The sequence below is a fragment of the Nocardiopsis coralliicola genome (genome assembly GCF_054779695.1).
The window spans coordinates 12,253-32,404 of record NZ_BAAGXT010000011.1 but is presented as its reverse complement, the minus strand read 5'-3'; the positions used below and the strand labels follow the sequence as shown (position 1 = coordinate 32,404).

The following is a 20,152-nucleotide window of genomic DNA, read 5'->3' as shown; positions in this document are numbered from 1 at the left end:
CGCGTCGCCTCCCGGTCCGGACGGGGGCGGTGGGGGATGATGCAGACGGTCCGGGCTGTGCAACGGTGCGGCCCGCCGAGGATCTGGAGGAGCCGGTGGAGCGCCGCGTCCCCGAATCGACCTACCGGCTGCAGCTGCGCCCGCACGGCGGGCTGCGCGAAGCCGCCGACACCGCCGGCTACCTGCGCCGCCTCGGCGCCGGCGCGGTCTACACGGCGCCGCTGCTCGCCGCCGCGCCCGGGTCGGCGCACGGCTACGACGGCGTCGACCCCACCCGCGCCTGCCCCGGCCTGGGCGGAGAGCCCGCCCGCAAGGAGTTCACCGAGCGGCTGCGCGCGCACGGCCTCGGCCTCGTCGCCGACATCGTGCCCAACCACCTCTCCGTCGCCCTGCCCGAGGCCAACCCGTGGTGGTGGGAGGTCCTGCGGGACGGACCCGGCTCCCGCTTCGCGCACGTCTTCGACATCGACTGGTCGCTGGGCCCGATCCGGCTGCCCGTGCTGGCCGACGACGGCGACGGCGGCGCGGCCGCCCTCGACCGGCTCACCTCGGACGCCGGCGCCCTCGTGCTGGACGGCCGCCGCTTCCCGCTGGCGAAGGGCACCGGTGCCGGGACCGACCCGCGCGCCCAGCACCGCCAGCAGTACTACCGGCTGGTGTCCTGGCGGAGCGCCGCGCACACCGTCTCCTACCGGCGCTTCTTCGACATCAACGACCTTGCGGCGCTGCGCATGGAGGACCCGCGCGTCTTCGACGCCGTGCACGCCGCCGTCCTCGCCTGGGCGGACCGCGGCGAGGTCGACGGGCTGCGCATCGACCACGTCGACGGCCTCGCCGACCCCGGCGGCTACCTCCGCCGGCTGCGCTCCCGCTTCCCGGGCTGGATCGTCGTGGAGAAGATCCTCGAACCCGGGCGGGAGGCGGACCTGCCGCCCTCCTGGCCGGTCGACGGCACCACCGGCTACGACGCGCTGCGCGAGGTGTGCGGCCTGTTCATCGACCCGGCAGCCGCCGCCCCGCTCACCGAACTGGCCGCCGGCTGCGGCGCCGCCACCGACCCCGGCGCCTCCGCCGCCCGGGGCCGCCGCGAAGCCGTGGCCGGCCTCCTCGGCGGTGACGTCCGGCGCATCGCCGCCCTCGCGGCCTCGCTCGGCCTCGCTGCAGCGGGGCGGGCGCCGGAGAACACCTCCGCCGCAGGTCCGGAAGGGGTTGCCGGCGCGCCGTCGGGAGAACCGGGGGCAGCGGGCCGGAGCGCGGCGGACGGCGGAGCAGGCGCCGCCGGGACTCAGCCCGAACCGCCGGCGGAGCTGCGGAGCGCCGTGGCCGCGCTGCTGGCGTCGTTCCCCGTCTACCGGAGCTATCTGCCGGAAGGGGCCGACGCCTGGGAGCAGGCGGTGGCGGGGGCCGAGAAGCTGCTTGCCGGAGGGCCGGTCCCGGATCCGGGCGGCTCGCCGGGGGGTCTCCGGGCCGGCGCCGGGGACGCTGCGGCGGGGGAGGGGCGGCACCTGCCGTCCACCGATGCCGAGGCAGCCGCGGCCGGTGCCGCCCTGGAGCGCATCGACGCCGCGGTCCGCGCCGATCCCGGGGGCGAGCTTGCGGCCCGGCTGCAGCAGACCAGCGGAGCCGCGGCGGCGAAGGGCGTCGAGGACACCGCCTACTACCGGGCCACCCGGTTCGCGGCGCTCAACGAGGTCGGCGGCGACCCCGGCCGCTTCGGCGTTTCGCCCGCGGAGTTCCACGCCGCGGCGCTCTGGCGCGCCGGGCACCGGCCCGCCGCGATGACGGCGCTGTCCACGCATGACACCAAGCGGTCCGAAGACGTCCGTGCGCGCCTCGCCGCCGTCGCCGAGCACGCCGGCGCGTTCGCTGCGTCGGTACGGCGCTGGCGGGAGCGGTGCAGCCTCGGCGAGCCGGCGCTGGACCTGCTCGCCTGGCAGACGCTCATCGGCGCCTGGCCCATCAGCGCCGACCGGCTCGCCGCCTACCTGCTCAAAGCGGCCCGCGAAGCCGGGTTACGCACCTCGTGGACCGCCCCCGACCCGGACTTCGAAGAGGCGGTCCTGAGCTGGCCCGGCCGCGTCTTCGCCGACCCCGAGCTGGCCGCCGGCGCCGAGGCGTTCGCCGAGCGCACCACCGCGCCCGGCTGGAGCAACTCCCTTGGCCAGAAGCTCGTGCAGCTCGCCATGCCCGGGGTGCCCGACGTCTACCAGGGCACCGAGCTGTGGGACTACTCCCTCGTCGACCCGGACAACCGCCGCCAGGTCGACTTCGCCGCCCGTGCGAGCATCCTCGAGCAGCTCGAAGACGGCGGCCGGCCGCCGGTCGACGCCAGTGGAGCGGCGAAGATGCACGTCGTCCGCCAGGCGCTCCGGCTCCGCCGCGCCGTTCCGCTCACCGGGTACGCCCCACTCACCGCAGACGGCCCCGCCGCGGACCACGCCGTCGCCTTCGCCCGCAGCGACGCCGGCGGCACCCCTGCCGCGGTGGCCGTCGCCACCCGCCTCCCGGTCGGCCTCGAAGACGCCGGCGGCTGGCGCTCCACCACCCTCCGCCTGCCCGACGGCCCGTGGACCGACCTGCTCACCGGCCGCCCCGCATCCGGCACCGCCCACCTGGGCGGTCTGCTGTCCGACTACCCCGTCGCCCTCCTCACCCGCCCGGAGAGCGCTACCGCCCTGCTCGCCTGAACAGCGGGCCAATCCGTGGCGGGGCAGCCTAAGGCCCCGCCGGCGGACCGGGCGCCGCAGCGGCGGCCGGGCCTGCCCCGCCCGGCGGCGCCGGACCCGCCGTCGCGTTCCTGCGCTGCCGGGGCCGTACCCCGCCCGCGGGCGGGGTGCCTCGGGGACGCGGACCCGGTGGCGGAGCGCCTTCCACCGGGTGCGGCCGCCCGCCGGGCCTGCGAGGGCGGGCACGGACGGACGGCCGCGTCGCGTCCCGGCGCCGGGCGGCGGGGAAGCCCGGGCTGCGGGGCACCGACAGCCCCACCGGCGGCGGAGACGGGGCCGGGCAGGGGGAAGAGCAGCGGGGCAGCGCGTGGATCGGAGAGGGCGCTCCGGTAGGAGGGGGCTTCCGCGGCGGCTCCGCGGATCGAGGCCTGCGCACCCTGCCGCTGGGCCGGGGGAGGCGGGCGCCGCCAGCGCCGAGAGCCGGTACCGGCCTGTGTCCGGGCCCCGCGGCGGGTGTCGGCAGCCGGCAGGGAACCGGGTGGTCACGGGCATTCCGGAACGGTGCAGGGACCGCGCGCACGCCATTCGCGTGCTGGGGAGCGTCCGAGCGGGCAGCGGCGGCACCGGGGGTTCGGCGATAGGTTGCGGATATGGGCGGCAGCGGGCGGACCGAAGGCGAAGTGCACGGAGACTTCACTCTGACGATGGCCGAGCTGCGCACCGTCGCCGAATACGTCGCAGGCCATGGCGACGACGTGCTGGCCGTCTTCGAGCGGGCGGTGCCCGGCGATCCGCGGCCGCGGTCCGCGCTGGACGCGGCACGCGTGTTCATCGGCGGCGATCCGCGGACGAAGTTGCAGCGCACGGCGTCACTGGATGCCCACCGGGCCGCCCGGGACGCCCCGGATGAGGCGGCGCGGCTGGCCGCGCAAGCCGCGGGCGACGCCGCGTCGGCCGCCTACCTGCACCCGCTCCGCCGCGCCAGCCAGGTCGGCCACATCCTCCGCGCCGCGGCCTGTGCCGCGCGCATCGCCGAACTCGGCGGCGGCCCCGAAGCGGCGGAGGGCGAACTGGAGCGGTCCCGGCAGCGGGCAGCGCCCGGGCTCGTCTCCGTGCTGCACCGCTACCCGGCCGTGCCCGACCGCGGCGGCCGCGTCGCACGGCTGATGCACGCCCTCGACCGCGCGCTGCGCTCCGCTGCCTGAGCCTTCCCCCTCCTCGAAAGGCGCCGCATGATCCTGCCGAAAGTCCGCGACCCGCGGTTCACCACTGTCCGCCGCGGCGGCACCCTCACCGACTCCGACCACCGCCTCCTGGCCCTGTGGGCCGCCGACTGCGCCGAGCACGTCCTCGGCCTGTTCGAGGCTGCCCGGCCCGACGACCTGCGCCCCCGCGAGGCCATCGACGCCGCCCGGGCCTGGACGCGCGGCGAACTGAAGATGATGGAGACGAGGGCGTTCGGCGGCCACGCCATGGGTGCGGCCCGCGACCTGCGCGGCGCGCCCCGGCACGCCGCCTACGCCGCCGGCCAGGCCGGCGTCGTCGCCCATGTGGCGGCGCACGAACTCGGCGCGGCCGCCTACGCGATCAAAGCCGCCCGCGCTGCGGTCCCCGAGGATGAGGCCGAAGAGGCGCGCCGCGCCGAATGCCGCTGGCAGCAGGACCGGCTGCCGGACCCGATCCGCGGCCTCGTCCTCGACGACCAGCGGCTCCGCAACGACATCTGCTGGTCGGTCTTCGACGTCTGACTGCGGCCGCTGCGCCGCGGTGCGGAACCTCCCGCGCGCCACGGCCGCCCGGCAGCGTCCGGACCCCATGGCGCACCGCCCTAAGCTGGGCGGTCATGGGGAGAACTGATCAGCAGCCGGAGGCGCCCGTGCTGGCCCGGCTGCGCATGCCCGCGGGCGTCCTGGACGCGCTGGCCTGCCCGCACTGCGGCGGCCGCATCGGCGCCGCGGGCAACGCGCTCGCCTGCACGGCGGGCCACGCCTTCGACGTCGCCCGCGAGGGCTACGCCAGCCTCCTCACCGGTGCGCGGCCGACCGGCACCGCCGACACCGCCGCGATGGTCGCCGACCGGGCCGGCTTCCTCGCCGCCGGCCACTTCGCGCCGCTCACCGACCGGCTCGCCGAACGCGCCGCCGCCCTGCTGCCGCCCGGCGGCGGACTCGTCACCGACGTCGGAGCCGGAACCGGCCACCACCTCGCCCACGTCCTCGACGCCGCCCCCGCCGCCGAAGGGCTGGCACTGGACGTCTCCAAGTACGCGCTGCGCCGCGCCGCGAAGTCGCATCCGCGTTCCGGCGCGGCCGCCTGCGACGCCTGGACGGGCCTGCCGGTGCAGGACGGCGCTGCCGCGCTGCTCCTCAACGTCTTCGCGCCGCGCGACGCCGCAGAGTTCCGCCGCGTGCTGGCCCCGGGCGGCGCGCTCCTCGTGGTGACCCCGGGCGAGGGCCACCTGCGCGAGCTCATCGACGCGGCCGGCCTCGTCTCGGTCGGCGAACGCAAGCGCGAACGCCTCGCGGCGGCCCTGGCCGGCCACTTCACCCTCGCCGGCACCGACGAGATCGCCTACCCGATGCGCCTGCCGCACCGCGACGCCGAAACCGCCGCCGGCATGGGACCCAGCGCCCACCACACCGCCCCCGAAGCCCGCGCCGCCGCCATCGCCCGGCTCCCCGACCCGGTCGAGGTGACGGCGTCCTTCACCCTCTCCGTCTTCCGCCCCTCCTGAAGGCCACCGTTGCTGGAAGGGCACCTGAGGGCCTTCCGCCGACCCCGCCGCAGGGCAGCGGCGCCGCGGCTGGACGCAGTGGCGGCTCCCGGTTCACCCGGTCTTTCCAGGGCTCCCAGCGGCCTCGCAGCCCGCTTCGCATTCCTTTCCCGCGGCGCAACCGGCGCGGGGAGAAGGCAATAGCGGGAAGGCGCCCCGGAGCAGGCCTGCCGCGGCGGCGCGGCCGAGGCAAGCCCGGTGCTGCAGCCCGCTCGGTCCGGCTACAGGGTCAGCAGCGTTTTGATCGCCCGCCGCTCGTCCATCGCGGCATAGCCCTCCGCGGCCCGTTCCAGTGGCAGGACCTGGTCGAAGACCCGGCCGGGGGCGATCTCGCGGTCCCAGATGCGGCGGATCAGGTCGGGCAGGAACCGGCGGACCGGAGCCGGCCCGCCGTGCAGATGGACCTCCGCGAAGAACAGCTGGTCGCCCGGGAGCTCCACATCGTGCGAGACGCCGACGTAGCCGACATGGCCGCCGCCCCGGCAGGAGTTGATGGCCTGCATCATCGACTCCTGCGTGCCGACCGCCTCGATCACGCTGTGCGCGCCGAGTCCGCCGGTCATCTCCCGGACCCGCGCTGCGCCGGCATCGCCGCGTTCGGCGATGACATCGGTGGCGCCGTAGAAGCGCGCCAGTTCGGCCCGGTCCGGATGGCGCGAAACCGCGATGATCCGCTCGGCGCCGAGTGCGTGCGCGGCCAGCACCCCCATGAGGCCGACCGCGCCGTCGCCGACCACGGCCACCGTCTTTCCCGGGCCGGCGGCCGCGGCGTCCGCGCCGAACCACCCGGTGCCGAGCACGTCCGAAGCCGCCAGCAGCGAGGGCAGGAGATCGTCGTCCGGTTTTCCGGGAAGCGCGACGAGGGTGCCGTCCGCGTACGGGATGCGGGCCCGCTCGGCCTGCGTGCCGATGTCGGCGACGAAGGAGGCGTGCACGCACTTGGACTGGTAGCCCGCGCGGCAGATCGCGCACGTGTTGTCGGAGATGACGAACGAGCCGACGACGTAGTCGCCGGCCTGCAGCGTCTGCACCGCCGGGCCGGCCTCTTCGACCACCCCGACGTACTCGTGCCCCATCACCTGGTGGTCGGCCGCGTCCAGCCCGCGGTAGGGCCACAGGTCGGAGCCGCAGATACAGGTCGCGACGATCCGGATCACCGCGTCGGCCGGATCGGTGACGCGCGGATCCTCCCGCTCCACCACCCGCACGTCCCCGGGCCCGTACAGCACCACGCCCCGCATAGCTCCCCCTCGCCTCTGCGCGCCTGCTCCGGATTCGACCGGCCGCCCCGGGCCGCGCCGCCGTGCTCCGCCACCCTGCCCGCCATCCGCCGCCCGGCAGCGCTGACCCCCGGGACTTTGCCGAGAACGGGAGCGGCGTTTTCCCGGATCGCCACGGGTGCCGGCTGAGTTGGGTGCCGCCGGGGGCGGGCGGGTGAAGGCGGCCGGGCGCGAACCCGGGGGCGGGGCGCGTGCGTCCCGGTACCGGTCGGCTCTCCCGCCATGCCGCGCCGCCGGCTTCCCCTCCGCCCGGTCCGGGATGGGGGTCCGCGCGGCGGAGCAGAGCCCGCGAGAGCGCGCCGGGGCGTCTGTTTTCCGCGGGGTGCGGGTAGGCACGTGTCGTGAGCGTGCAGAGCGGACGGTATGCGGTGTGGGCCCCTGACCGGGAGCGGGTGCGGGTGCGCATCAGTGAACCCGGAGCGCGCGGGCTGGAGGGGGCCCCGGACTACGCGATGGAGCCGCTGCCCGGCGGCTGGTGGTTCCTGCCGGAGCCCGCCCCCGAGCCCGGGCGTGCCTACGGCTTCCTCCTCGACGAAGACCCCGCCGTCTACCCCGATCCGCGCTCCCGCCGACAGCCCGCCGGCGTGCACGGGCCGTCCCTGGTCTACGAGCACGCCGGGTTCGCCTGGACCGACTCCGGCTGGCGCGGCCGCGCCCTGCCCGGAGCGGTCCTGTACGAGCTGCACATCGGCACCTTCACCGCCGAAGGGACCTTCGACGCCGCGATCGGGCGCCTCGACCACCTGGCCGGCCTGGGCATCGACGTCGTCAACGTCATGCCGGTCAACGCCTTCGACGGCGAGCGCGGCTGGGGCTACGACGGGGTCCTCTGGTACGCCGTGCACGAGCCCTACGGCGGACCGGACGGCCTCAAGCGGTTCGTCGACGCCTGCCACGCCCGCGGCATGGGCGTAGTCCTCGACGTCGTCTACAACCACCTCGGCCCCTCGGGCGCCTACCTTCCCCGGTTCGGGCCCTACTTCGTCCCGGGCGGCACCGCCTGGGGCCCGGCGCTCAATCTCGACGGTCCCGGCTCCGACGAGGTGCGCCGCTACGTCATCGACAACGCCCGCTCCTGGCTGCGCGACTTCCACCTCGACGGGCTGCGCCTGGACGCCGTCCACGCCCTGCACGACACCCGAGCCGTCCACCTGCTCGCCGAACTGTCCGCCGAGGCCGACGCGCTCGCCGCAGGACTGCGCAGGCCGCTGTCGCTCATCGCCGAATCCGACCGCAACGACCCGCGCACCACGCTGCCCCGCGAAGCCGGCGGCCAGGGCATGGCGGCGCAGTGGTCGGACGACCTGCACCACGCGCTGCACGTCGCACTCACCGGCGAGACCGGCGGCTACTACGCCGACTTCGCAGCCCCCGACGCGCTGCCCCGCACCCTGCGCAGCGTGTTCTTCCACGACGGCCGCACCTCCACCTTCCGCGGCCGCTCGCACGGCGCCCCGGTCGATCCGCACACCGCCTCCGGCGCCCGCTACCTCGCCTACCTGCAGACCCACGACCAGGTCGGCAACCGCGCGCGGGGGGACCGGATCGCCGCCCAGGCGACGCCCGAAGCGCTGGCCTGCGGCGCCGCGATCATCTTCTGCTCGCCCTACACGCCGCAGCTGTTCATGGGCGAGGAGTGGGCCGCGTCCACCCCGTGGCGGTTCTTCGCCGACTTCACCGACCCCGCCCTCGCCGCGTCGGTGCGCGAGGGCCGCGCCCGCGAGTTCGCCGCCTCGGGCGGCACCGGAGCGGCCGACCCGATGGCGCCGGAGACCCGCGACTCCTCGGTCCTGGACTGGGCCGAGGCCGCAGCGGAGCCGCACGCGTCGGTCCTCGCCGTCTACCGGGACCTCATCGCGCTGCGCCGCGCCCGCCCCGAGCTCGCCGACCCGCGCCTGGACCGCTTCGGTGTGGAGGCCGCCCCCGACGGCCGCGTCCTGGTGCTCACCCGCGGCCCGCTGCGCGTCGGCGTCAACCTGCGCCCCGACCCCGCAACGGCCGACCTGGACGCGCCCGCCGAGCACGTGCTGCTCGCCGCGAACGGCGCAACCGCCGACGGCACCGCGCTGCACCTGCCCGGCCACTCCTTCGCCGTGGTGGAGACCACGGTGGCGGGGTAGCGGGCCCGCGGCCCTGCGCCGCGGGTGCGGGGAGCGGGCGGCACCCCGAGCGCCGGCGAGCGCGCCGGGCAACCTCCGGCGGCCGCCGCGCATTCCCGCTCGGCCCGCGAAAAAGCTCACCGCGCACGCCCCGGCTCCGCCCGCGCCGGCCGGCATAGTCTGGCTCGTGCCGCCGCACGGGCGGCGAGGCGCAGACCCGGCGGGGGACGCCTGCCGGCGCGACGTCAGGAGAGTGTGGCGTGCACGGAGAGTACAAGGTTCCCGGCGGGAAGCTGGTCGTCGTCGACTTCGCGGTGCGCGACGGGCACCTGCGCGACGTGCACGTGGCCGGCGACTTCTTCCTCGAACCCGACCACGCGCTGGAGGAGATCGACCGCGCGCTCGAAGGCGCGCCGGCCGACACCGACGCGCGCGGCCTGGGCCGCCGCATCGAGGCGTCGCTGCCGGAGGGCACCGCGATGATCGGCTTCGGCGCCGAAGCGGTCGGGGTCGCCGTGCGCCGCGGCATCGCCCGCGCCACCACCTGGCGGGACTACGAGTGGCGGCTCATCGCCGACGGCCCCTACCCGCCCGAGGTGCACATGGCCCTCGACGAGGTGCTGGTGCGCGAGGTGGCCGAGGGCCGCCGGCCGCCGACACTGCGGTTCTGGGAGTGGGACCGGCCCTCCGTCGTCATCGGCAGCTTCCAGTCGCTGCGCAACGAGGTCGACCCGGACGGCGCGGCCCGGCACGGCGTGACCGTGGTCCGCCGCATCTCCGGCGGCGGCGCCATGTTCCAGGAGCCCGGCAACAGCATCACCTACTCGCTGTACGCCCCCGAAGCACTGGTGCAGGGCCTGCCGTTCACCGACAGCTACGCCTTCCTCGACGACTGGGTGCTGGGCGCCCTGGCGGAGATGGGCATCGACGCCTGGTACCAGCCGATCAACGACATCACCTCCACCGGCGGCAAGATCGCCGGCGCGGCGCAGAAGCGGATCTCGTCCAACGGCGCCGCCGTCCTGCACCACGCGATGATGGCCTACGACATCAACGCCGACAAGATGACCGAGGTGCTGCGCATCGGCCGGGAGAAGATGTCGGACAAGGGCACCGCGAGCGCGCAGAAGCGCGTCGACCCGCTGCGCCGGCAGACCGGCCTGTCCCGGGAGAAGGTGATGGAGACCATGGTCCGCACCTTCCGCGCCCGGCACGGCCTCACCGACGACGCCGTCACCCCCGGTGAGCTGGCCCGCGCCCAGGAGCTCGCCGCCACCAAGTTCGGCTCCCGCGACTGGCTGAACCGCGTCCCCTGAACCGCGCCCCGATCCGGCCTGCGCCCCGCCTGGACCTGCTCCCGGCGGGGCGCGCCGCTGCCCGCCGCGGGCCTCCGCCGCGGTGCGCACGGCAGGCCCGTTCAGCCGACGATGACGACCTCCAGCGTGCGCGGGCCGTGCACGCCCTCGACGCGCTCGAGCTCGATGTCGCTGGTGGCGGAAGGGCCGCTGATCCAGGTCTGGGGCAGCTCCGGGGAGAGGCGCTCCAGGGCCTCGGGCACCGAGGCGGCGACCTGGCGGGCCCGCACGATGCACAGGTGGTAGTCCGGGATGAGCGTCAGGGCGCGCCGGCCCTGGTGCTCACCGGTGTCCAGCACGATCGTGCCGGTCTCCGCGACCGCCACCGCGCAGCCGGTGACCACGCCGTCCAGCGCGACCAGCTCCGGGGCGGGTACCGGCTCCTCGCCGAGTGCGGCATCGCGCACCACGTCGGCGGCGGCCTCGCCGAACCACTCGTCCGGCGCGTCGGCCGGCGTGCCGATGCGCAGCGCCCCGGCGGACTTCGCTGCCGCGCCCGCTGGCTTCGCCGCTTCCGCGCCCTCCGCTGCGCCGTCCGCGCTCCGGCCGAGCGCCTGCGCCCGGCGCGCCAGCGCCGCCGCGACCGCCGACGGCAGTTCGGCGTCGGCCACCCGGTGCACCACCGCCTTGTAGTCCGCCAGCCGCTCGGCGAACACGTCCAGCGGCGGCCCCTGGCCGTGCTCGCGCCGGTAGGTGCGCGGCACCGGCACGTCCTCCGGCGCCTCGCTGTCCGGAACGTCGGCGATCGCGGCCCGCACCTTGGCCAGCACCCGCTCGCGCGATCCCAGCGGCCCCAGTGAGCCCAGCGGTCCCAGCCCGCTCATACCCCGCCTCCCGATCCCGGTCCTTCGCTGCTTCCGGTGCTCTCCGCGCCCCCGCCGGAGCCGCCCGGTCTGCCCTCTGCCGCGCCGCCCCGTCTGGATCCGCCCGACGGCGGCCGCTGCCGCCACCAGTCCCGGAACGGCTGGTCCGGGATCTCCGGAAGGTCGCGGGTGTCGGTCCAGGCAGACGCGGGGCCGGGGATCCGCCGCGGCACCGCCGAGCGCGCCGCCGACGCCGCGCGCTGGGCCAGGTTGAGCAGCTTCGGCGAGGAGAACACCTGCTCCGCCGCCGCCATCACCGCGCGCTCGCCCGCGTGCGTGTGCTCCTGCACGGAGCGCTCGCGCAGGTGCACCAGCACCTCGGGGATGTCGATCGCCACCGGGCACACCTCGTAGCAGGCCCCGCACAGCGACGACGCGTAGGGCAGCGACGCCTCCATCGACCCCTGCATGCCGCGCAGCTGCGGCGTGAGGATTGCGCCGATCGGCCCCGGATAGACCGACCCGTAGGCGTGGCCGCCGGTGCGCTCGTAGACCGGGCAGATGTTGAGGCAGGCCGAACAGCGGATGCAGCGCAGCGCCTGCCGCCCGATCTCGTCGGCCAGGGTGTCGGTGCGCCCGTTGTCCAGCAGCACCAGGTGGAACTCCTGCGGACCGTCGCCGCGCGTCACGCCCGTCCACACCGAGCTGTAGGGGTTCATCCGCTCGCCGGTGGAGGAGCGCGGCAGCAGCTGCAGGAAGACCTCGAGGTCGGACCAGGTGGGCACCAGCTTCTCGATGCCGACCACCGAGATCAGCGTCTCCGGCAGGGTCAGGCACATCCGGCCGTTGCCCTCCGACTCCAGCACGACCAGGCTGCCCGTCTCCGCCACCGCGAAGTTGGCGCCGGAGACCGCGACCTTCGCCGACAGGAACTTCTTGCGCAGATGCAGGCGGGCCGCTTCGGCGAGCTCGCGCGGATCGTCGCCGAGCCCCTCGGGTGCGGGGATGCCCCAGGACGCCATCCGCTCGGTGAAGATCTCCCGGATCTCGGCCCGGTTGCGGTGGATCGCCGGCACCAGGATGTGCGACGGGAAGTCATCGCTGAGCTGCACGATCAGCTCGGCCAGGTCGGTCTCGTAGGCGGTGATGCCGGCCTCGGCGAGCGCCTCGTTGAGCTCGATCTCCTGGGTGGCCATCGACTTGACCTTGACGACTTCGCTCTCGCAGGTGGCGCGCACCAGGCGCGTCACGATGGCGTTGGCCTCGGTGGCGTCGCCGGCCCAGTGCACCGTGCCGCCGGCCGCGGTGACGGCCTCCTCCAGCTGCTCCAGGTAGCCGTCGAGGTGGCGGAGCGTGCGGTCCTTGATCTGCCGGCCCGCCTCGCGCAGCTCGGCCCAGTCGTCGAGCCCGCCGACGACGGCGCCCCGCTTGCCGCGGATCGTGCGGGTGGCCTTGCGCAGGTTGTGCCGGAGCTGGGCGTTGCCGGTCGCCTCGTGCGCGGCGGCGGGGAAGGACGGCATCCCCATGAAGGTCGTGGTCATATCCGGGCGGGCTCCTCTTCGGTCGAAGCGAGGATCTCGGCGAGGTGCACGGCCCGCACCCCCGCCCGCTCGCGGTCGAGGGTGCCGCCGATGTGCATCAGGCAGGAGTTGTCCACTGCGCAGACGACCTCGGCGCCGGTGGAGGCGATGTTGCGGGCCTTGTCTGATCCCATGGCAGCGGAGACGTCGGCGTTCTTCATCGCGAAGGTGCCGCCGAAGCCGCAGCACTCCCGCTCCTCGGGCAGGTCCACGAGGCTGAGGCCGCGGACGTTGCGGAGCAGCCGGTAGGGGCGGTCGCCGAGCTTCAGCAGCCGCAGGCCGTGGCAGGTGGGGTGGTAGGTGACGGTGTGCGGGAAGTAGGCGCCGACGTCGGTCACCCCGAGCACGTCGACCAGCAGCTCGGCGAGGTCGTACACCCGCGGGGCGAGTTCGGCGGTGGCGCGGGCCAGCCGGCTGCCCTCCTGGCCGAGCCGCGGGTAGTTGTCCCGGATCATCGCCGCGCACGAGCCGGAGGGGGCGAGCACGGCGTCGGCGTCGGCGGCGGAGAAGGTGCTGAGGAAGCGCACCGCGAGCGCCTGGGCGTCCTTGCGGTAGCCGGTGTTGTAGTGCATCTGGCCGCAGCACGTCTGGTCGGCGGGGAAGACCACCTCGTGCCCGAGGCGTTCGAGGAGCCGGACGACGGCGCGGCCCGTGTCCGGGTAGAGGGTGTCGTTGACACAGGTGATGAACAGGGCGATCCGCATGCGCTCCCTCGTCTCCGGGTCGGCCTCACAGGGCGCCGATCCCTGCCGACTCTAGGGGTGCGGTGGCCGGGCGCCCCGCACCGCCTCCGCGTGTCGGCAGGGCCGCCGGGCCGGGCGGTTCTGCCTTTCTCCGCGGCCCCGCCCGCAGCGCGCAACCGGGTGGACGGACCCTCGCAGCGGCCCGGCCGCCTACGGGCGGAGGCCGGTCGCGGAGCAGTCCGCCAGCGGAGCGAAGCCGGCCCGGAATTGGTCTGATGAACACCGTGGATCTTAACCAATGTGCGCCGGGCGCACGGAAATGGCCGCGCTGCCCTGGGGATACTCCGGGTCCCAGGGTGGGTCTCCCGGTGGCGTGGGCCCCTTCTGGTCCGATGACTTCCCCGGGCATTCGGTCACCGGTGCCAAAATGGGCGGAGAGCACGCAGTGCGGTGATGGTTCCGCGGCACACGCCGCGGTGGGGGGAGTGGACAGGCGTGACAGTCTCGGACTGCGCCGAGGAAGCGCTGGAGGTGCGGACGCCGGTCACTCGGCGGCCCGTGGAGCGGATCAAGCAGATGATCGCCGACGGCGAGCTGCGGCCCGGCGACCGGCTGCCGACGGAACGGGAGCTCTGCGTCGCCTTCGGAGTCTCGCGCAGCTCGCTGCGCGAGGCGGTGCGCACGCTCACCACCCTCGGTGTGCTGGAGGCGCGGCACGGCGCCGGGGTCTACGTGACCGCGCTGCGCCCCGCCGACCTGCTGTCGGCGTTCTCGGTCCTGGCCGAAGTATCGGCCGGCGACACGCTGCTGGAGATTCTGCAGGTGCGGCGGATGCTGGAGCCGGCCGCCACCGCCATGGCCGCGGCGCGCGCCACGGATGAGCAGCTGCGCCAGATCGGCAGCCTGGTCGGCAGCGGAGGAGCCGCGGACGGCGGCGGACCGGACGCCGGGCCGGGCTTCCACGAGGCCATCGTGGCCGCCGCGGGCAACGCGACGCTGTCCGCAGTGAACGCGGCGCTGTCCTCCCAGGCGTTCAATGCGCGGCTGTGGAAGGGCGCCGCCGATCCCGCCACCGCCGCGCGCCTGCGCGAGGACCACCGGCGCATCCACGAAGCACTGTGCGCCCGCGAGCCCGAGGCGGCCCGCGCCGCAGCGACCGCCCACATCCTCGAAATCGAGCGCATCCTCCGCGCCGACCTCGCCGCAGCGCCGGCCGTCCGCTCCGGCCCGCGCTGGTGATGGCGCCCGCACAGGGAGCGGCCGGGCCGGAGCCGGACGGCGGTCGGCGCCGCGGCGCTCAGAGCGCCGGCCCGGCCCCGTCCGCTGCGGGGCCGACCGCGTCTGCAGGCGCGCCGGTCCAGGCGCGCAGCGCTGCCCGGACCGCGTGCGCATCCGGGTCGGCCGCGCTCCAGGCGAGGTAGCCGTCCGGCCGGATCAGGAGGGTGTCCATGGTGGACAGGCCCAACGGTCCGGTGCGGACCGCGTCGACCCGGTCCGACCACGCTGCAGCCGCCGGAGCCGCCGCGCCCGCCGGGGAGGCGTCGACGAGCACGAAGCGGCCGCTGCGGGCCAGTTCGTACAGCCGCTCCGGCACCCCGTCGCCGCTGAGCGGCAGGTCGGGGACGCGCCGGCCGATCGACGGCGTCTCCTCGACCCCGGGCGGAGCCGGGTAGTGCACGCCCAGCGACGACATCGTCCGCCGGATTCCGCGGGCCACCCCCGGAACGGAGAGCATCCGCGGCACCAGCCGGGGCCGCACGGCCCGGATCGCAGCCGGCCCGTTCACCAGGGTGTTCAGCGCGTCGGTCAGGCGCAGCGCGGTCCGGCCCACCGGGTGCCGCTCCGTCTCATAGGAGTCCAGCAGCCACGGCGGCGCCCACCCGCGCAGCTGGGCGGTCAGCCGCCAGGACAGGTTGGCCGCGTCCTGCAGGCCGGTGCTCATCCCCATGCCGCCGACCGGTGAGTGCACGTGCGCGGCGTCGCCGGCGAGCAGCACCCGGCCCTCCCGGTAGCGGTCGGCCTGGCGCCGCTCACTGAGGAACCGCGTCGACCAGCCCATCTCGGCCAGCCCCAGGGCGGAGCCCGCGATGCGGATGAGCGAGTCGCGCAGGTCGCCGATGGTGAGCGGCGCGTCGTCGGGCACGTCCTGGGTGCGGCGGTCCCAGACGATCGCCCGGTACCAGCCGTCGCCGTACGGCGGCAGCAGCGCGACGCCGTCCCGGCCCAGTACCGGCAGGATCGCCCGCGGCAGGCTGCGGTCCAGCCGCACATCGGCGAGCAGGATCCGGGTGGGATAGGAGCGGCCGGCGAACTCCGCGCCGATCAGCCGCCGCACACTGCTGTGCGCGCCATCGCAGCCCACCGCGTAGTCGGCGGTGTACTCCGCCCCGCCGGCCGTGCCCACCGTGACCGACGCCGCGCCCTGGGCGATCCGGTCCACCTCGGCGCCGTGCACGATCTCCACACCGAGATCCCTCGCCCGGCGCAGCAGCGCCGCCTCGGTGCGCGCCTGGGCCAGGACGAGTACGAACGGGAAGCGGCTCTCCGGGTGGCGCATGTCCAGCGCCGCCGTGCCGCCGTCGTCCAGCGTGATGCGGACCTCGGGCACCGGGCTGCCCCCGGCGACGAGCCCGTCGGCCAAGCCGCGCATGTCGAGCAGCTCCAGTGAGCGGGCGTGCAGCGCGAACGCCCGGGTCAGGTTCGACTCCTCCGTGCGGCGCTCCAGCACCGTCACCGGGATACCGTCCCGGGCGAGGTCGCCCGCCAGCAGCAGACCGGTCGGCCCCGCTCCCACCACGATGACGCCCATCGGCCCCTCCTCGGCGGGCGGTGGAGCCCGCAGGTCGCGCGGGCGAGCGCCCGGTCGCTCCAGTGCTACTCCGCGGACCGCGCGGTGTCGATCCCCCTGGCCGACTCCGGAACGCGCCGCGGGACCGGCCGCCCGGTGAAAGCGCCCTCCCGCCGATCATCGCCGTGCGGGGGCGGGCGAAGCACCGAGCCGGGGGAGGGGCCCATCGGAGGCCCCAGCGGGGCCCGCGGTGCCCTCCCTGGGGCCGGGGGCCTGCCCGTCTCGGGCCCAGGGCGGTTTTTGGAAGCACGTCCGTGTCGCTACGGTGGTCGCATGCCGAAGCTGATCGACCACGCGCGCCGACGCGAAGAGCTGGCCGAGGCGGCCTGGCGCGTCCTACTCCGGGACGGTGTCGGCCGGGTCTCTGTGCGCAGCGTCGCCACGGAGGCCGGCTTGACCGTGAGCTCGCTGCGCCACGTCTTCTCCACCCAGGATGAGCTGCTCGTGTTCGCGCTGGAACTGGTGCTGGACAGGGTGCGGCGGCGGGTCGAGCCGCTGCTGCCGGTGGCCGACCGCCGCGGCGTCGAGTCGGTCGCCTGCGAGTTCCTGCCGCTCGGTCCCGAGCGCTGGGCCGAGATGGAGGTCTACCTTTCGCTGTTCATGGCGGCCGGCGCGAACCCGGAGCTCGCGCCGCACCGCGAGCGGGCGCATGCCGCCCTCCGCGCCAGCTGCCGGACTCTCATCGGCGCGCTGGACAACGGCACGGACCTTGCCCCCGGTGCCGACCAGGAGGTCGAGGCGCAGCGCCTGCACGCCCTGCTCGACGGGCTGGCGATGCATCTCGTCTTCGAGGGGGTCCGCGGCGACTCGGTGCGGGCGCGGCGCGTGCTGCGTGCGCACCTGGACTCGCTGGCGGCGTGACCGGGCGGGGTGCGCACAACCCGTTGCCAACGCTGGGGGGCGCTGTTACGATCTGGCGCCGTGGCATCACAGGTGTACCAACAAAGATCCCGGAGGGGGCGCGGCAGCCTCGTGCTGGTTCTCGCCGCGCTCCTGGCCCTCTGCGCACCGGGTTCCGCCGGCGCCGACCCCGGAGGTTCCGAACCCGACCTGCGCGGCATCGGCCCGATGCTGGACGAGCTGGTCTCCGCGCAGCTCGCCGACGGTGACATCCCCGGTGCGGTGGTCACCGTGGTGGCTGACGGGGAGACCGTGCTCGCCCGCGGTTACGGCGAAGCCGACCCTGACTCGGGCGCCCCCATGGATCCCGAGACCACGGGCGTGTACACCGGCTCGATAGCGAAACTGTTCACCGCGACCGCCGCCATGCAGCTCGTCGAGCAAGGGAAGCTCGATCTCACCGCGGACGTGAACGAGTACCTGACCGGCATCGAGGTCCCGGACACCTTCGAGGGCCGACCGGTGACACTGCACCACCTGCTGACCTATACCTCCGGCTTCGACGACGACGTCTACGGCTGGTCGCAATGGGGCCCGCAGGAACTCCCCGGCCTCGGCGGGTTCGCGGACCGCGAGCTGCCGGAGCGGGTACGCCCTCCCGGCGAGCTGATCGCCTACAACAACTACGACTACGTGCTGGCCGGGCGCCTGGTCGAGATCGCCTCGGGCCAGGACTTCTCCGACTACCTCGACGAGCACGTGCTCGGTCCTGCCGGCATGACCGACACCTCGGTCGGGCAGCCGCACCCGGACGGCCGTCCGGACTCGGTGACGCCCGGCTACCGGCCGGCCGGGGGCGGCCAGCAGCGGGCCGGCGGGCAGCTCAGCCCGGCCACCCCGGCCGGCCCCGACGTCATCACGACAGGCGCCGACCTGGGCCGCTTCATGGTCGCCCAGCTGCGCGAGGACTCGGCGCTGGGGGCCGGGGTCCCGGAGGCGATGCAGCACCGGCAGTTCTCCGCGCATCCGGACCTGCCCGGCATGGGATACGCCTGGGAGCAGCGGGCGATGCAGGGCCGTCCGGTGGTGGCCAAGGACGGGGACCAGCCCGGAACCCACCACAACATGGCGCTCCTGCCAGAGCACGACCTGGGCATCCACGTCGCCTACAACGGCGACGGCACGAACCAGGCGGCCTTCTGGGGCGGCAAGGAACTGGTCCGGGCTGTCGTGGCCGAGGCGTTCGCCGAGAGCGGGGCGCCCCCGCCCGCTGATGCGCCGGCCGCCGCCGATACCGGCGGGGCCGCGGACGTGGCCGGCACATACCGGTCGGCGCGGTCCTCGCACTCCAACTTCACGAAAGTCTCCACGCTGACCGCCCCCGTCACGGTTGAGGCCGACGGGCCGGGACGGATCACCACCACCGGCCTTTCGAACGACCCGGACGTGCGGGAGCAAGCCTGGGTGGCAACCTCCCCGGACCACTTCGTCCTGGAAGGCGGCGGCGCCGACCTGGGGGTCACCGAGTCCGGAGCCATCGTCACCAGTCAGATGCCCAGCAGCACGTTCGAACGGCTGGCGTGGTTCGAGTCGCCGACCCTGCACCTGGCGGTGCTCGGTTGTGCCGCCCTGGTTCTGCTGGCGGCGTTCGCCGCGCCCCCGGTGCGGCTGCTCGCCCGGCGGCGGGGCGCCCGCTCACGCCAGCCTGCAGGGGCGCGGGTTGCGCAGGTCCTTGCCTGGTGCGCAGGGCTCTGCACGGTGGTCTTCGCGGTCGGTTTCGTGATCGTCACCGCCGACGCGAACCTGATGTCCCAGATTCCGCTGACCGGCCACCCGGCGCTGTCGATTGCGCTGAACACCATGTCGGTACTGGGGCTGGTCGCGGCGGCCACCGCCGGCATGGCGATCCTCGCCTGGGTGCGCAATTGGTGGAGCCCGCGGGGCCGGCTGGCCTATACCGCGGTCGCCGTCTCGGCCTGGGCGCTGGTGGGGGTCGCGGTGTTCTACCGCCTGATCGGAGTGCCGCTGACCCTCACCGTCTGATCCGACGACCTCGCCGACCTCCCTCTCGCGGCAATCCCGCCGCCGACCCCGAGGAGACCCCCGTGTCATCACCCGACCACGCACCGTCCGAATCTTCCGTGCTTCCGGCCGAGCCCGGCCGCCCGCCGGCCCGCGCCCCGGCCCCGCTGCGGTTGCTGCTGGTCGGCATCGTCGCCAGCATCGTGCTGCTCATCGGCCTGCCGATCCTCATGCTCATCAACCAGGCCGACCTGGTCGCGGCGATCGAGCGCGAAACGGCCGGCACCCTCAGCGGGGAGTGGATGGACCGGGTCGTCCTGTTCGTAATGGTCTACTCGATCGTGCTGCACCTGCTCGACGTGGTCCTGCTGGTGTGGCTGACGCCCAAGGTGCTGCGCGGACGGAACTGGGCTCGGATCACCCTGACCGCGTACCTGGCGATCGCCACCGCCGGCAGCCTCTACTCCGCAGGGATGGGCGGGATGTACCTGGCTGTCGTGATCCCCACCGACCTGCTGCACGTCGCCATGGCGGTCCTGCTGTGGGCCCCGCCGAGCGTGCGGAGGTTCTTCGCCGCGCACCGAGCCGCCCGGGGCGGCGGCCGGCGCTGAAATCCAGCCTGAGCCACCAGCGGTCCGGGCACCGGCCCCCTGGCTGCAGCGGACCGGCGACCGTGCCGGAACGAAGCCGGCCCGGGCCGGACGCCATCCCGCGAAACCACCGGAAGGACACCAGCCGTGACCGAGCGCGTCATGCTCATCGCCGAGATCAGCGCTGCTGACGGAAACGCAGAGCAGATCCGCAACCACCTCGCCGGCATCGTTGAGCGCACCCGCGGCGAGGACGGCTGCCTGCGGTACGAACTCGTCCAGGACCTGGACGACGACAACCGCATCATCCTGACCGAAGAATGGCGCGACCAGAGTTCTCTCGACGCGCATCTGGCCCAGGACCACGTCAGATCCGTCTTCCAGAGCGTCGCGCCGCTCCTCGCCGGCGAAGGCCGGCTCACCCGTGTGGCCCGCATCGCCTGAATCCCGGTCCGAGTACTGCTCCGGTGCCGACCGGCGGCAGGCCCGGGCGGCGAGCAGGCTCGTGCCGGAGCGCAACCTGCCGCCGGCCCGCACGGGGGGCTGGGGAAACGCAGGCGTGCTCCGCCGCACCCGCGCCGCCTGCCGGGGCGCGCTGCGCCGCGGTGGGAGG

The 20,152-nt window shown here is 75.1% G+C and carries 16 protein-coding genes; 11 read left to right on the top strand and 5 right to left on the bottom strand.

What is annotated here, in order from left to right; translation table 11 throughout:
- Positions 1-65 precede the first annotated feature (65 nt).
- The 4 genes from ACYVGT_RS10605 (at position 66) to ACYVGT_RS10590 (ending at position 5,400) form a co-directional block, all read left to right on the top strand.
- Positions 66-2,687, top strand: coding sequence for an alpha-amylase family glycosyl hydrolase (locus tag ACYVGT_RS10605; RefSeq protein ID WP_460856582.1), 2,622 nt, complete (start codon positions 66-68; stop codon positions 2,685-2,687).
- A gap of 629 nt (positions 2,688-3,316) precedes the next feature.
- The gene (locus ACYVGT_RS10600) at positions 3,317-3,871 is read left to right on the top strand and encodes a putative immunity protein (protein ID WP_460856581.1); all 555 of its coding nucleotides are present in this window, start codon (positions 3,317-3,319) and stop codon (positions 3,869-3,871) included.
- Positions 3,872-3,898: 27 nt separating this feature from the next.
- Positions 3,899-4,414, top strand: a complete 516-nt coding sequence (locus tag ACYVGT_RS10595) for a putative immunity protein (RefSeq protein ID WP_460856579.1) — start codon at positions 3,899-3,901, stop codon at positions 4,412-4,414.
- Between the two features lie 146 nt (positions 4,415-4,560).
- Complete coding sequence (locus ACYVGT_RS10590) at positions 4,561-5,400, top strand: putative RNA methyltransferase (RefSeq protein WP_460856835.1); 840 nt, start codon at positions 4,561-4,563, stop codon at positions 5,398-5,400.
- Positions 5,401-5,660: 260 nt separating this feature from the next.
- Here the strand turns inward: ACYVGT_RS10590 and ACYVGT_RS10585 are convergent, their stop codons facing one another.
- The gene (locus ACYVGT_RS10585; RefSeq protein WP_460856577.1) at positions 5,661-6,680 is read right to left on the bottom strand and encodes a zinc-binding dehydrogenase; all 1,020 of its coding nucleotides are present in this window, start codon (positions 6,678-6,680) and stop codon (positions 5,661-5,663) included.
- A gap of 380 nt (positions 6,681-7,060) precedes the next feature.
- On the opposite strand from ACYVGT_RS10585, the gene treZ reads away from it, so the two are divergent.
- Together treZ and ACYVGT_RS10575 are read left to right on the top strand one after the other, a co-directional pair.
- Positions 7,061-8,839 carry a malto-oligosyltrehalose trehalohydrolase gene (treZ, locus tag ACYVGT_RS10580; protein ID WP_460856575.1) on the top strand — a complete coding sequence of 593 codons (1,779 nt, stop codon included), beginning with the start codon at positions 7,061-7,063 and terminating at the stop codon, positions 8,837-8,839.
- Positions 8,840-9,078: 239 nt separating this feature from the next.
- Entirely contained in the window at positions 9,079-10,134 is a 1,056-nt protein-coding gene (locus tag ACYVGT_RS10575) for a lipoate--protein ligase family protein (RefSeq protein WP_460856574.1), read from the top strand.
- 101 nt (positions 10,135-10,235) lie between these two features.
- Here the strand turns inward: ACYVGT_RS10575 and ACYVGT_RS10570 are convergent, their stop codons facing one another.
- Genes ACYVGT_RS10570 through ACYVGT_RS10560 form a run of 3 tightly spaced genes read right to left on the bottom strand, consistent with a single transcriptional unit; the run spans position 10,236 to position 13,260 of the window.
- Positions 10,236-10,997 carry a LutC/YkgG family protein gene (locus tag ACYVGT_RS10570; protein ID WP_460856572.1) on the bottom strand — a complete coding sequence of 254 codons (762 nt, stop codon included), beginning with the start codon at positions 10,995-10,997 and terminating at the stop codon, positions 10,236-10,238.
- On the bottom strand, positions 10,994-12,517 hold the full coding sequence (locus ACYVGT_RS10565; protein ID WP_460856570.1) for a LutB/LldF family L-lactate oxidation iron-sulfur protein: 1,524 nt from the start codon (positions 12,515-12,517) through the stop codon (positions 10,994-10,996). The genes ACYVGT_RS10570 and ACYVGT_RS10565 overlap by 4 nt, the downstream gene beginning before the upstream one ends.
- Entirely contained in the window at positions 12,514-13,260 is a 747-nt protein-coding gene (locus tag ACYVGT_RS10560; protein WP_460856568.1) for a (Fe-S)-binding protein, read from the bottom strand. Before ACYVGT_RS10560 ends, ACYVGT_RS10565 begins: the two co-directional genes overlap by 4 nt.
- 474 nt (positions 13,261-13,734) lie before the next feature.
- Between ACYVGT_RS10560 and ACYVGT_RS10555 the strand changes: the two genes are divergently transcribed.
- A complete protein-coding gene (locus ACYVGT_RS10555) occupies positions 13,735-14,478 on the top strand; it encodes a FadR/GntR family transcriptional regulator (protein WP_460856566.1) in 744 nt (247 codons plus the stop codon).
- A gap of 58 nt (positions 14,479-14,536) precedes the next feature.
- On the opposite strand, the gene ACYVGT_RS10550 is transcribed toward ACYVGT_RS10555, so the two are convergent.
- Positions 14,537-16,048 (bottom strand): FAD-dependent monooxygenase, encoded by a 1,512-nt coding sequence (locus ACYVGT_RS10550; protein ID WP_460856564.1) that lies wholly within the window; start codon positions 16,046-16,048, stop codon positions 14,537-14,539.
- Between the two features lie 312 nt (positions 16,049-16,360).
- On the opposite strand from ACYVGT_RS10550, the gene ACYVGT_RS10545 reads away from it, so the two are divergent.
- The 4 genes from ACYVGT_RS10545 to ACYVGT_RS10530 all read left to right on the top strand — a co-directional run bounded on the left by ACYVGT_RS10545 (position 16,361) and on the right by ACYVGT_RS10530 (position 19,983).
- A complete protein-coding gene (locus ACYVGT_RS10545; protein ID WP_460856562.1) occupies positions 16,361-16,948 on the top strand; it encodes a TetR/AcrR family transcriptional regulator in 588 nt (195 codons plus the stop codon).
- Positions 16,949-17,008: 60 nt separating this feature from the next.
- A complete protein-coding gene (locus tag ACYVGT_RS10540) occupies positions 17,009-18,970 on the top strand; it encodes a serine hydrolase domain-containing protein (protein ID WP_460856560.1) in 1,962 nt (653 codons plus the stop codon).
- A gap of 62 nt (positions 18,971-19,032) precedes the next feature.
- A complete protein-coding gene (locus ACYVGT_RS10535) occupies positions 19,033-19,560 on the top strand; it encodes a hypothetical protein (protein ID WP_460856557.1) in 528 nt (175 codons plus the stop codon).
- A gap of 126 nt (positions 19,561-19,686) precedes the next feature.
- Entirely contained in the window at positions 19,687-19,983 is a 297-nt protein-coding gene (locus ACYVGT_RS10530) for a putative quinol monooxygenase (RefSeq protein WP_460856555.1), read from the top strand.
- Positions 19,984-20,152: the final 169 nt, after the last annotated feature.

Bases quoted from the DNA above. Each gene is read 5' to 3' on its own strand.
- ACYVGT_RS10545 (WP_460856562.1), top strand. From the start codon at position 16,361: ATGCCGAAGCTGATCGACCACGCGCGCCGACGCGAAGAGCTGGCCGAG.
- ACYVGT_RS10550 (WP_460856564.1), bottom strand. From the start codon at position 16,048: ATGGGCGTCATCGTGGTGGGAGCGGGGCCGACCGGTCTGCTGCTGGCG.
- ACYVGT_RS10595 (WP_460856579.1), top strand. From the start codon at position 3,899: ATGATCCTGCCGAAAGTCCGCGACCCGCGGTTCACCACTGTCCGCCGC.
- ACYVGT_RS10590 (WP_460856835.1), top strand. From the start codon at position 4,561: ATGCCCGCGGGCGTCCTGGACGCGCTGGCCTGCCCGCACTGCGGCGGC.
- ACYVGT_RS10560 (WP_460856568.1), bottom strand. From the start codon at position 13,260: ATGCGGATCGCCCTGTTCATCACCTGTGTCAACGACACCCTCTACCCG.
- ACYVGT_RS10570 (WP_460856572.1), bottom strand. From the start codon at position 10,997: ATGAGCGGGCTGGGACCGCTGGGCTCACTGGGGCCGCTGGGATCGCGC.
- ACYVGT_RS10585 (WP_460856577.1), bottom strand. From the start codon at position 6,680: ATGCGGGGCGTGGTGCTGTACGGGCCCGGGGACGTGCGGGTGGTGGAG.
- ACYVGT_RS10600 (WP_460856581.1), top strand. From the start codon at position 3,317: ATGGGCGGCAGCGGGCGGACCGAAGGCGAAGTGCACGGAGACTTCACT.
- ACYVGT_RS10565 (WP_460856570.1), bottom strand. From the start codon at position 12,517: ATGACCACGACCTTCATGGGGATGCCGTCCTTCCCCGCCGCCGCGCAC.